This is a genomic window from Sphingomonas endophytica (genome assembly GCF_001476895.1).
GTDB classification, from domain to species: Bacteria; Pseudomonadota; Alphaproteobacteria; order Sphingomonadales; family Sphingomonadaceae; genus Sphingomonas; species Sphingomonas endophytica_A.
The window spans coordinates 34,896-47,879 of record NZ_LDTB01000053.1; the positions used below are offsets into that span (position 1 = coordinate 34,896).

4 protein-coding genes and 1 pseudogene are annotated in these 12,984 nt (G+C 62.5%); 4 read left to right on the top strand and 1 reads right to left on the bottom strand.

From position 1 onward, the window contains the following. Window positions 1-69: 69 nt before the first annotated feature. The 3 genes and pseudogenes from NS334_RS12480 to NS334_RS12490 all read left to right on the top strand — a co-directional run. Window positions 70-2,985 (top strand): TonB-dependent receptor domain-containing protein, encoded by a 2,916-nt coding sequence (locus NS334_RS12480; protein ID WP_193753090.1) that lies wholly within the window; start codon window positions 70-72, stop codon window positions 2,983-2,985. Between the two features lie 112 nt (window positions 2,986-3,097). Then, complete coding sequence (locus tag NS334_RS12485) at window positions 3,098-5,293, top strand: beta-glucosidase family protein (protein WP_058756286.1); 2,196 nt, start codon at window positions 3,098-3,100, stop codon at window positions 5,291-5,293. Between the two features lie 69 nt (window positions 5,294-5,362). Next, window positions 5,363-5,855, top strand: a pseudogene (locus tag NS334_RS12490) (DDE-type integrase/transposase/recombinase); the annotation flags it as partial. Here the strand turns inward: NS334_RS12490 and NS334_RS12495 are convergent. Continuing rightward, the gene (locus NS334_RS12495; RefSeq protein WP_083500458.1) at window positions 5,854-9,459 is read right to left on the bottom strand and encodes a family 43 glycosylhydrolase; all 3,606 of its coding nucleotides are present in this window, start codon (window positions 9,457-9,459) and stop codon (window positions 5,854-5,856) included. The pseudogene NS334_RS12490 and the gene NS334_RS12495 sit on opposite strands and share 2 nt — an antisense overlap. A 621-nt stretch (window positions 9,460-10,080) precedes the next feature. On the opposite strand from NS334_RS12495, the gene NS334_RS12500 reads away from it, so the two are divergent. Beyond that, window positions 10,081-12,984 carry a TonB-dependent receptor gene (locus tag NS334_RS12500; protein ID WP_083500459.1) on the top strand — a complete coding sequence of 968 codons (2,904 nt, stop codon included), beginning with the start codon at window positions 10,081-10,083 and terminating at the stop codon, window positions 12,982-12,984.

Below are 12,984 nucleotides of genomic sequence, written 5' to 3' on the forward strand. Positions count from 1 at the left end.
CCTTTCACTGGGGGAGTTGGACGTATGTTCTGTAAATCTAAGGCTTATCTGCTCGGTTCGGTCGCAGCGATGCTGCTGCCCCTTTCCGCGCATGCGCAGGCAGTTTCGTCGCAAGGCAGCAATGTTCAGTCGCCAGCGACGGCCCCAACTCCCTCAGAAGTCCCTGCGGTCGACGCCGCCCAGGCCGACGGCCAGGCAACTGCCGACACCGAGGCGGGCGATGCGCAAGGCCGTGACATTGTCGTCACCGGTTCGCGCATTTCACAGCGTGGCTATACGGCGCCGACACCGGTGACCGTTGTCGATGCAGTGGCGCTTTCAAACTCCGCGCCTACGAATATCCCGGATGCGCTCAACAAATTGCCGCAACTCGCAAACTCGCGGAGCAACAACCAGAGCCCGGTGCTCGTCGCGAATGCGCCGCAGGGGGGTAACTACCTCAATCTGCGGGGCATCGGCATCAACCGCAGCCTCGTCTTGCTAGACGGGCAACGCCTCGCGCCGACGACCTTCGAAGGTGCGGTCGACACCAATATCCTGCCCCAGTTGCTCGTCCGGCAGGTCGACATCGTCACGGCGGGCGCGTCCGCAAGCTATGGCTCCGATGCCGTCACCGGCGTCGTCAACTTCATCCTCGATAAAAAATTTACCGGCCTGAAGGCGAACGCCACCGCCGGGATCTCCGATCGGGGTGACGGCGCCTTCCAGCGTCTCGGTCTCGCCGCAGGCACATCCTTGCTGGACGACAGGCTGCATCTCGAAGGCAGCGTCGAATATTACCGGAGCGCCGGGATCGACGCCCATGGCAAGAACGAGCGGGCAGGCAATACGCCGCTGGCGGTCGGTACGCTCGGCCTTTCCGGTGCCGCAGGCAGCGCGACCAATCCCTACGTGACCGTATTCAACGCGCGCTTTCCCGCGCAGACGTTCGGCAGTGTGATCAATACCGGTCCGCTTGCCGGCAATCAGTTCCTTCCGGGCGGTACTCTGGCGCCCTTGAACGCCGGGACCAGGACAGGGACGGGCGGTATCAACGTCGGCGGCGATGGAGCTTACCACAATCAGATGTGGCTGACGCCGCGCGTGACCAATCGGCAGGCGTTCGGCCGTGTGGGCTATGACTTCTCGGACTCGGTCAGTGGCTATGTGCTGGCCAATTACGCATATTCCGATTTCAATCAGATCAACCCGACCCAGTCGGTCAATGCGATCACCATCTATTCGGATAACGCGTTCCTGCAGCAATCACTGACCGCCGCGCAACGTGCGCAGTTGGGCACGACCCAGAGCTTCTCGATCGGCCGCCGCTTGAATGAAGACGGTGGCCTGAAGGTTCACGGGGCAACCAAGAACTTCACCACGGGTGCGGGTCTGGAAGGCAGGTTTGGAGGCGACTGGACGTGGAACCTCAACTACGTCCACAGCTATTCGCGCCTGACGATCCAGCAAGATAACCAGATCCAGGTTCCGCGCTTTGCTGCGGCCGTCGACGCAGTCCGCGACAACTCGGGGAATATCGTCTGCCGGGTCACGATCACGAATCCGGGCCTCTATCCCGGCTGCGTCCCGATCAATCTCTTCGGTGCCGGCTCGCCTTCCGAGGCTGCGCTTCGCTATGTTTTGCAACCGTCCTCCTTCACGGTCGAGAACACGCTCGATGACGTCAACGGTGCGATCTCCGGCAGCCCCTTCTCGACATGGGCGGGACCGGTCAACGTCGTCGTCGGCGGCGAGTACCGCAAGGCGACCTTGAAGCAGACCAGCACCGCGAACCCGGCCATCCCGGTCGACTTCACGGGTCTGCGCTCGCCGATCGCAAACCGCCTGTTCAACAGCCAGCAGGTCGGCGTCGGCGCGGGTTCAAACACCGTCAAGGAGGCTTTCGGCGAGATCGCGGTCCCGCTGCTGAAGGATCTGTCGTTCGCGCAGAAGTTCGATCTGAACGGCGCTGTTCGCTACACGGATTACAGCACCAGTGGTGGGGTGACGACGTGGAAGGGCGGCTTCAACTACATTCCGACGCAGGGCATCCGGTTCCGCGGCACCATTTCCCGCGATATCCGCGCGCCGACGCTGTATGAATTGTTTGCCGGCACACAGATTTCCCGGCAAACGTTCACGGATCGCCAGACCAACACGACCAACGAGCTCATCACGATCTCGGGCGGCAATCCCAATCTGAAGCCTGAGATCGGCATCACCAAGACGGTCGGTATCGTTCTTACACCGTCTTTCCTGCCTGGCTTCAGCGCATCGATCGACGCGTGGGAGATCAAGATCAAGGGTGGCGTAGGGCAGGTGGATGCGGGCACGGTCCTGAACCAGTGTTTCGCCAACGCTGCATCGCCTTTCTGTTCGCAGATCATCCGCCCGATCTCCGCGACGGATACCTCGGCGGCCAACTTCCCGAGCCAGATCAACGCGTTCAACATCAACCTTGCAAATGAGAGGTATCGCGGGATCGATCTCGACGTGTCGCAGCGGTTGACCATCGCTTCGGATACAAGGCTCGATCTGCGGCTACTGGCGTCGTACGTCCCGACTCGCGACATCTCGACCCTTCCTACCGTCCCGACCCAGCATCAAGCCGGTGGCATCTCCGTGAACGGGCCGTACGGCTATCCGAAGCTGTCCGGTACGTTTCAGGTCAATGTGAACAACGGGCCGTTCAACCTGTTCGTCGCAGAGCGCCTGGTCGGTGCGATGGATCGCAACTGGAACCCGCTCCAGGTCTTCACCCAGCATCGTTACGGTCCCGTCTATTACACGGATCTGACGGCGTCGGTCGATCTGGGGGCGTTTGCCGGGCGCGACGCGGACGGAAAGAGCAACGCTACGCTGTTCTTCAACGTCAATAACCTGTTCGATAGGAAGCCGCCGCTGGTAGCGGATACGTCCAGCCCGGGCCTGAACTTTCCATCGGCACAGGCAGTGTACGACGTCGTCGGCCGTTTCATGAGCGCGGGTGTCCGACTGAACTTCTGATGGCACATCGCGCCTCTTGAACTGACGTGGCGGGGCAGGGGAGCAATCCTCTGCCCTTTGCCATGGGTACCGACTTGTCGTTGCAGCAATCGTCTGAGCCGCAGGAGACGTTATGAAAACCCCCAATTTCTTCATCGGCGTCGCGCTATCCGCCATCCTTTCCGCGGCACCTGTTTCTGCGCAGCAGGCCACACCGCCCGCCGCTCAGGTTGCGCTATCGGCCGATGAGCGCGCGGCCCGACTCGTGGCGATGCTGACGCTCGACGAGAAGATCTCGCTTCTGAATGGCCATTTCCCGCGCATGATGCGTGTCCTTCCCGCGGATGCGGCTCCGTCCGGAGGCTATTTCGCGGGTGTGCCCCGGGTCGGAATACCGCCGATCCGAGAAACCGATGCCAGCGTGGGCGTCGCCGAGAACGGTCCCTATGGCAACGATGCGACGGCGCTGCCGTCCGGAGCCTCGCTCGCGGCGACCTGGGATCCCGTGATTGCGCACGATGGCGGCGCGATGATCGCAAAGCAGACCAGGCAGCGCGGGTATAATGTCCTGCTCGCAGGCGGCGTGAACCTCGTTCGTGACGCCTTCAACGGTCGCAACTTCGAGTATCTCGGCGAAGACGCCCTGCTGGCAGGGCGCCTTGCCGGGGCATCGATCGCCGGCATTCAGGGCCAGCATGTCGCGTCCACTGTCAAGCATTTCATCTTGAACGCACAGGAGACCGGCCGACACGGGATCGATGCCCGCATCGGGGAAGGTGCGCTGCGGGAATCCGATCTTCTCGCATTTGAACTTGCCATCGAGGATGGGCAGCCCGCGTCCGTCATGTGCGCCTATAACAAAGTCAATGGACGCTACGCCTGCGAGAACCAGGACCTCCTGACCGGGGTGCTGCGCAAGGACTGGGGATACAAGGGCTGGGTGATGTCCGACTGGGGGGCGACCCATTCAGTTGCCGCCGCCAATGCCGGTCTCGATCAGCAGTCCGGCCAGGAACTCGACAAGGAGGTGTATTACGGCGCGCCGCTCAAGGCGGCCGTGCTGGCGGGCACCGTCTCGCAGAGCCGCGTCGACGAGATGGTTCATCGCGTACTCCGCAGCCTCTTCGCCGTCGGTGCCATCGACCCGCAGCCCTCGCTGGGGCCGCTCGACGTGGCGGGCGACAATCTGGTCGCGCAACGTGCGGCGGAGGCCGGTATCGTTCTTCTCAAGAACGACGGCAACATCCTGCCCCTCGCGGCATCGGCCCGCAGTCTCGCCGTTATCGGAGGACACGCGGATGTCGGTGTACTCTCTGGGGGCGGTTCGTCCCAAGTGATGCCCTACGGCTATGTGCGAGGCGCGCTTCCTGCCGGCTACCCTGAAAGCGCGAAGGGGCCGGTCTACCATCCCTCCGCCCCGCTCGATGCGATCAAGCGGCGCGCGAGCGGCCAGGTGACGTTCGACGCCGGGCTCGACATCGCCAGTGCCGTCGCGGCCGCCAAAGCGGTCGACGTGGCAGTCGTCTTCGTCGAGCAATGGGCCCTGGAGGGCGTCGACGTCAGTGTCCGGCTGTCCGATCACCAAGAGGCATTGATCGCGGCCGTCGCCGCAGCAAACCCGAAGACGGTCGTCGTAATGGAGACGGGCGGACCGGTGCTGACGTCGTGGCGTGGCAAGATCCCGGCCATTATCGAAGCCTGGTATCCGGGGGGCGCAGGCGGCGAAGCGATCGCCCGGGTTCTGTTTGGTGAGGTCAATCCGCAAGGGCGGCTGCCCATGACCTTCGCCGACAGCCTCGATCAGATGCCACGACGCAGCCCGGCAGGGCTCGACCTGAACCCGGTGCAGCCCAAGAAATTCTGGGAATCGAAGCCTTTCTCCGTCGATTACAAGGAGGGCTCGTCCGTCGGCTATCGCTGGTTTGCCGAGCAGGGGTTCAAGCCCGCGTTCCCGTTCGGCTATGGCCTTTCCTACACGACGTTCGGCTACTCGGACCTCACGGTGGTGGGAATCGATCCGTTGAAGGTGAAGGTCGCGATCAAGAACACCGGCAACCGTGCCGGGACGGAAACGGCGCAGCTCTATCTCCTTCGCGGGCCCGCGCGGAAGCAGCAGCGCCTTTTGGGTTGGTCGAAGGTCGAATTGCAACCGGGTGAGAGCCGGGTCGTCGAAATCCAGGTTGATCCGCGCTTGCTCGCCAACTGGGATGCCCGAGCGCGGCAATGGAAAGTCGCTGGCGGTCAGTACAGGCTTGCCGCTGGCCCGAACGCTAGCGAGCAGCGCCTGTCGATGACAGCCAAGATGCGAGCCGCGACGCTGCGTCCGTAGCGATCGGCTGAAACATTGGAGGGAAACATCGCCAACAACCTCAATGCCTACGGCGCTCCTCTGGGATCATTGAACAGCGCCGCGTGGGAGCGGTCCGGTTATCGCTGGATGGACGGCTGTTGGCTGTTCCTCGTCGACCTCACGACCGTTGATGAGAAAGTCAGCGACCTGACTCTCCACGCCCGATTGCGGGACGTGCCCGAAGCACGCCTTGAGGTTCGGTCGGTGCACGTCCCCTAACCTCCTTGACCGCCAGTTCACGGCCGAGGCGCCCAACCAGCCGTGGATCGCCGACTTCACCTACATCTGGACCGCCGAAGGATGGCTGTACGTCGCCGTCGTCATCGACCTGTTCTCGCGCCGGGTGGTCGGCTGGTCGATGAGCGACAGCATGACCGCTCAACTCGTCACCGACGCGCCGATGATGGCGGTCCGGCGGCGCGGGAAGCCCGATGCCCTGCCGCATCACTCAGACCAAGGCAGTCAATATACGAGCGAGAAGTTCCAGCGGCTGATGGCCGACAACGGCGTGACATGCTCGATGAGCCGGTCGGGCCCGGTCAGAGGACGATGACCTCCATCGTGACGCGACGGTTGGCGGGGGAGACTTCCTCGTCCGGGCTCATCTCCAGCAGGGGGCGACCATCGGCCGCCCAATGGACACGACGCACTCGTGTGTCCCGGCCGTCGCCGCCGACACCATTGCCCCATGTGTGATAGACATAGAGCGGGTTGCCATCCTCATCGGTCGTGAAGGCGCCGTGACCTGGCCCCTGCTCGTAGCGGCGATAGTCTCGATCGCCTGCCGGCATCGGCACGCTCTTCTGAAGCGGCGCGGACCATTTGCGCCACGCGTCGATCCGCGTGAGGTCGGCGTCGAGTGGTGCGGAGGTGCCGTTGACGACGTAGGTCGGGCTGACGCCCGAACTGGAATAGACGAGCGTCAATCGCTTGTCATGGATCAGCGCAAACGCCCCCTCGGCAAGATTCTCCTCGACGGACGTCTCGGGGGCGATGATCGCGGACGGGGGGCCGGCCAGTCGCGTCGGTCGCGCAGGATCAACCTTGGCGATCCACGTCAAGGGGTCGCCAAGCGGGCCCGATGCCGGCAGATAACGTTGCGACCAGATGTAATAGCCCTGACCGCGTACCTCGAAGTATGACATGTCGAGGCTGATGTTGGCGGGCATCTCGGGCCGGCCGAGCGGAGTGCCATCGGCCTTGCGGACCGCGGCGGGTTGCGACCAGTCGGCGGGGTTGGCCGGATCGCCGCCGTCCCGAAGCTGGATGATATGCGATTCCACCGTCGACCAGATGCCGCCTTCGGAGGATCGATCATCGCGGGGGTTGAAGCAGGGCGCGAACAGGATGGAGAGCCGCCCGCCGATCTCGTGCATTTCGGGTGCCCAATAGCACCCGGCGATCGTTCGTCCCTCTACAGTGCGCTCGTGACGATTACGTCGGTCGAGCAGATCGATTTCGCGCGCCCGACCGCCATGGTCATCGGCGAGATCCGCGATAGAATTCGCGACGCGAAGCGGCAGATGGGGCGAGCCCACATTGTCATTGTCGGTGTCGTCGGTGGCGACGAAGAGATAGCGGACGCGTCCTCCCTTGTCCCAGCGATAGATGTCGGGATCGGCGCGGTTATAGGCGAAGATGTCGGGATAGCGGCGCTGGCGGACGGTGCCATGGACCAGATAACGGCCGGGCCGGGTCAGTCGCGCCAGGTCGACCGCGTCCCAGTCCACCGCACGCGTGGCGGTGGAGCCATCCGAATACCCCAGGGTCACGCTTGCGGTCTTGAGCTTCCCGACTTCCCGCAACGCCACGGTCCGGGGGGCGACCGTCGCCGTCGTGTTGGCGATCCGGTCGAAGCGGGTCGTCAGCGCCGCAGCGGTCGCATCGTCGACCGGCAGGGCGTCGTCGTCGCTGGTCGTCACCTTGCCGGAACGTACGGCGCCGACATTTCCTTCGGCTGCGATCACGGCGCGGCGACCGCCGGTCTCGGGATAGAAGGACGTCCTGCGCCATTCCAGGCGCGCGAGGTCGGCGACCGTGGTCCAGCGCGGGGCGCCGGACCGGTCGATCCACGACACGAGGTAACGGCGGGCGTCACTATCCCAAACCGCGCGCGGGCGGGTGACACCGTCGTCCGTTCCCAGATTCAGCGTGCCCAGTTCGGTAAAGTTCGCGGAGGTCGGATCGTCGCGAAAGACGACCGTCGCGGATGAGGCGGTGTCCGGCGTGCCGCTCATGTCCACCCGCGTCGCGATGACGCCCAGCGCACCATCGGCGAAGTAGAAAAGCGACGGGTCCATCACCCCCCGAAGCGACACGCGATCGACGCCGACATAGTCTCCCCGCGCGAACATCACGCCGTAATCGTCGTTTAGTGGCGTCATTCGACCATCGGATCTGGTCAGCGCCAGATGGACGCTTCGCGCCACGGTCGGCTGGTTCGCGTCCTGGATCGTGGTGGGAACGCGCGCATAGGCCTCCAGCCTGCGCGCCGACGCGCCCAGCAACCTGACGGTGAAGTGTTTCGTCAAGGTCGTGCCGTCCGGTCCGCGCAACGTTCCCTTCAGCCGGACGGTGCGCGGCTCCGCGCCGTTGTTGGTGAGGACATCGTCGGGCAATGCGCGACCATCGACATGCCATGTGGCGACATAACCCGCGGGAACGGGCAGGCGGGTTGGCGATCGCAGAACCGGCCCGACAACCCAGCGGTCCGCTAACGTTGGGGAATCTGACCCCGGACGCCCCCATCGCGCGATCAGCGCGTCACGCTCGGCCGCCGTGATCGCCATGACCGTGCCGTGGCGGGGTGATTGGGGCAGCGCGAACCGTCGTGGGTAGGTCCATGCGACCTTGCCCTCGAGCGACCGGGTAGCGAGCGGGATGTAACCGACGCCGCCATAATCGTCGACCCACAGGAAGTACCGGAACCCGCTGGTATCGCCGGGATTGGCGCGGAAGGCGGTCGGCCCTTCCACCTCCGGCGTACCCGCGCGACGGCCGATGCAACGGTCGATGATCCTCCACGCACCCGAGGCACCATCGGCCCGGAGCGAGGGGGAAACCTGTGCGAGGATGTCGCTGGAGGGGCAGCCGCGCGCATCGCTGATCTTGGTGAAACGGTAGTAGCGGTCGCCGTCCTTCAGGACGGTCGCGTCGATCATGCCCTTTGCCGTGATCGCGCCAGGCACATCGGCGGCCTTGAACCATGGAACCGGATCGGTGAAGCTGCGGAAATCGCGAGTGGTCGCCCGCAGTATCTGCGGCCCGTTGCCATCCTCGACCGTGTGCGCGCCATCCTTGTAGAGCGTCGAGGTCCAATAGACGACATAGGCGCCGATCGTGGGATCATAGGTCGCTTCCGGTGCCCAGGTCATTCCCGCGTCGGGCAGGTTGACGCGGACGTGGCGCTGCCGTCCCCAGTGGATCAGGTCGGTGGATTCCCATATTTCGAGATAGCGGCTGCCATGTGTCGTCGAACCGCCCCAGCCGGTGCGACCCGTGGACAGGTCCGTTGCGAGCAGGAAGAAGCGGTCGCCTTCCGCAGAGCGCATGATGAACGGGTCGCGCAGGCCGCGCGTGCCGTCGCGCGACTCCAGGACCGGCTGCGCATCGTTCAGCGCCTTCCATTGCAGGGCATTGTTGCCGTCGGACAGCGCGAAGCGCAGCTTTTCGCCGTCGATCGTATTTCCACTGAAATAGACGAACATATAGGCGGACAGTGGAAGCGGGGTGGGGGGTGCGGCTCGTACGGTCACGTCGATCGGAACGGCGACCGGAGACCGGCCAGGTAACGATACGGTGGCGGTCAGACGCAGACGGCGGTCGGTCCTGCCGCGCGTGACCAACCCTTTGCGCACGACGTCCGCGCCGCGCACCTTGTCGGTGTCGGAAATGACCGCCGGATCGGATGATCGCCATGTGATCCGCGCCTCTCCGATATTCGGACCATCGGGCAGCCCCGGAATGGCCGAGGGATCGTCAGGGAGCGTCACGTTGCCGCGGATCGGGCCTTCAAATGCGGGATCCGAGCGCAGCGCCCGCGCGATGGCATCGGTCAGCGGATCCGCGGGGGGGGCTGATCCGATCAGCACCGCCCCCACCACCGCAAGAGATACGATCTTCAAGGGACGCGGTGCGCGGTTCATCCAGACTCTCCCGGTCGCGGCAATGGCGAGCACGTCACCTCGTCGCTTCTCAAGCGCGCATTATGTACGACATTTGTCGTGCGGCAAGGTGCAAGTGAGTCAAAGAGGCTGCTGTTCACGCGGACGTCCGGTCAGATGGGCGAAAGTACGAGTGCTGTCGAAGTGATTGCGCGCCAGATGGGAAAAGTGAATAACGAAAAGTATGAAGAATAGCAGAGTGGCAGGAGAGTTGAACAGCCTGCGGGGAAAAATCCAAGGCGCAAGCTTAATTGAATTCGAGAAGCGGGTAGTTCGTGATTGAGAAGTTGGACGATTGCTTAAAGATCGTTGAGGATTTGCGATCGGGTTTGTGAAATGGCGGAAACGCGAGCACGATATTTGCAGTGGTCGGGGCAGTTCGCAGGGTAGGGGCATATCAGTGCACGCCAATCGTCGAAAATTTCATGATGCTGAACATTGACACAAAAAATTACAAGAATGACCTTTTGAATTATCAACTACTTATGGCGTGCGAGATGTGGCGCGCCGCGGAAAGCCGTGATTGCTGTGTTGACATCTACGGCTCCGTTTTGATCTTTGTCTGACAAATGACTCGTAAAGACGGTCGAAAAGGAGGGAAAAATGAAGCATTTTGCGATGCTTGCGTCCACCGCTCTGGTCGCTTCGACGTCCGGCAATGCTTGCGCGAAGAATGCGGATTTTTCCTCCAGCGTTGAGTTCGAGACGCCAGCCGCCGCGCAATCCCGCAAGACGGATGACGTAAGTTCCTCTCGATCTGATATCGACCCTGCTGCGGAGGCAGCCGCCGAGGGGCCGGGGGCGCCATCTGGTCGGCCGCCCGAAGCAAGTGGGTCGGGCTCGTCTGAAGATATCATCGTCACCGGTCTTCTCAGGCGCAGTCTGGCGTCAGCCGCGCAAATCAAGCGGAATTCCGATGCGATCCTGGATGCGGTGGTGGCGCAGGACATCGGAAAACTACCGGATGACAGCGCGGCGGAGACGCTGGCGCGTATTCCCGGCGTGCAGGTCGATCGGAACGCCGATCAGGTCACGCAGGTGATCGTCCGTGGTCTGCCGAACGTCGCGACCACCTATAACGGCCGCGAATTCTTCACCGCTGAATTGCGGCGCGCGCAGCTGCAGGATCTGCCCGCGCAGGCGCTCGCGGGGCTGGAGGTCTATAAGTCGGGTACTGCGGACCTCATCGAGCCCGGCCTGGCAGGCCTGGTGAACGTGCGGACGCGCCGGCCGCTGGACTTTAAGGGAATTGTCGTCGGCGGCGGTCTGCGCGGCGCCTATAACGATCAGAGCAAGTTGTTCGACCCGAGCGGCAACATCCTGCTCTCCAATCGCTGGGACACGGGCATCGGCGAGATGGGGGCCCTGATCAACCTCACCTACTCACGTCAACGATTCTACAACGCCACCCGCTTCAACAATACCTTCGTCACGGACTCGAGTCCGACATCCACGATCTCCCCGAACCCGGGGAAGGGCATTCGGTATCCCTATTCGGTGGGCCTCTACAATCCCGGCGGGAAGCGCTGGCTGCCGTCCGGAAACGTCGCATTGCAGTGGAAGCCCAACAGCGACCTCGAATTCTATGCGGAAGGTTACTTTCAGGGCTATCGCGCCAACAATTTCCTTGATCTCTGGGAGAACGACCTTCGAGCCGAGAACCCGGCCCTTTCCAACGTCGTGCTTGTCGATGGAACCAATTACGTCAAGAGCATGACGAAGAACGGCGGGGTACGGCAGCAGGCGTTCCGCTCCACGCATGAGGCGTACACGGACAGCTACCAAGTCGCTACCGGTGCGGTCTGGCACACCGGCAGGGCAACGCTGTCGACGGACTTCGCCTATACATCCAGTATTTTCAAATTCTTCGAGCACAGCCTCGATTCCGCGCTGGCGTCGCCGCAAACCATCGATGTCGATTTCATGAGTTCCGGCGGTGCGTCCTTCAGTCTGCCCAACTTCAAGATCACCGATCCGTCGCAATATATCTGGCGCGGGTATTTCGAGTCGCGGCTCTACGCAGCGGGCACCGGCTATCAATGGCGCGGCGATCTGGACCTTGATACCGATCCGCTGCCCCTGCTGCGGAGCCTCAAGGTCGGCTATCGGGTCACTACCCGAAAGGCCGAAAGATATTCCGGTAGCCGATATGCGAACACGGAGGCGCTCAAGGTGCCGCTCTCCGACCTGAGTATTGGAGAGTTGTCGCTGATCACGAACGGCTTTCGTGGAAACGCACAGGGATTTACGCAATACTTGAGCTATCCGTTTGCCGCCATCGACGGTAACCAGAGCAAGTTGCGTCAGCTCTCGCGCGAGGGGCTGAGGCGACGGCTGGCGCTGGACCCGAACAATGCCGAGCTTGCGGCTGATCTGGCAGCGTGGACGTCCGAGGATGTTCAGGTCGTACCGGCAGCGCGATTCCTCGCCGAGGAAAAGACCTATGCGGCCTACATTTCCGGGAAATTCGGTTTCGATGTCGGATCGATGCAGGTGGACGGGACCGCCGGCGTGCGCGCCATCATCACCAACGGGCAATATTCGGGAACGTCGCGTACGACCGTCAACGGCGTCACGACCGCGACGCCGCAGACCTTGCGGCAGGATTACGTCGACGTGCTGCCGAGCATGAACATGCGGGTCAAGTTCACCGATGCGCTTCAACTGCGCCTCGGCTACACGCACACCCGCACCCAGCCCGAATTCGGTGACCTCAACCCTGCCGTGACGATCACCCAGGCGACGGGTGCTACTACCGTAATGGGCCCCGCAGGGCCGGTCAGGGCGACCGGTGGAGGTGGTAATCCCGATCTGAAACCGCTGACGTCGAAAAACTACGACGCGAGCCTGGAATGGTACTTCAGCAAATCCGGGTCGGTCAGCGCCGCCATCTTCTATCGTGACCTGTTCGGCTTCATCAATAACTATGCCCGTTTCGTTCAAGATCCGACGTTTGGCTATATCAGGTTGAACCGCCCCGAGAATTCCGGAGAAGGGCGAATTTCCGGCGCGGAGGTCGGTTTCCAGTCGTTTCTCGGCTTTCTGCCCGGTTTCCTCAAGGGTTTTGGCGTCCAGGGCAATGCCACTTACCTGAACGCGAAAACACGAAATCCGACGTTCGATGCAGCCGGCAACAGTTTCACCTACGGGCCGTTCCGTGAGCTCGCCGGCATTTCCCGTATCGCGTACAACGCCTCGGTGTTTTACGAGAAGGACGGGATCGTCACGCGCCTTTCCTATAACAAGCGTAGCTCGTACATCAGCGGCTATGGCGTCGATGTAAACAACAAGGAATTCGCAAACCGCATCGCTGCCATCAGCAGGCTCGATTTCTCCTTTGGTTATGATATCACCAAGAATATTACGATCAGTGCGGATGCCACCAATTTGCTGGCCAAGCCCTTTTCAAATTACTTCGCTGATTCCAACGGTTTTCGTTATACTCAGGACGTGCGCTACGAAGGCCGCTACTTCGGCCTGGGATTTCGTTTCCGCTTTGGAGAGTAG

Excerpts from the sequence above, each read along its gene's own strand:
- NS334_RS12495 (WP_083500458.1), bottom strand. The coding sequence starts at position 9,459 with ATGAACCGCGCACCGCGTCCCTTGAAGATCGTATCTCTTGCGGTGGTG.
- NS334_RS12485 (WP_058756286.1), top strand. The coding sequence starts at position 3,098 with ATGAAAACCCCCAATTTCTTCATCGGCGTCGCGCTATCCGCCATCCTT.
- NS334_RS12500 (WP_083500459.1), top strand. The coding sequence starts at position 10,081 with ATGAAGCATTTTGCGATGCTTGCGTCCACCGCTCTGGTCGCTTCGACG.
- NS334_RS12480 (WP_193753090.1), top strand. The coding sequence starts at position 70 with ATGCTGCTGCCCCTTTCCGCGCATGCGCAGGCAGTTTCGTCGCAAGGC.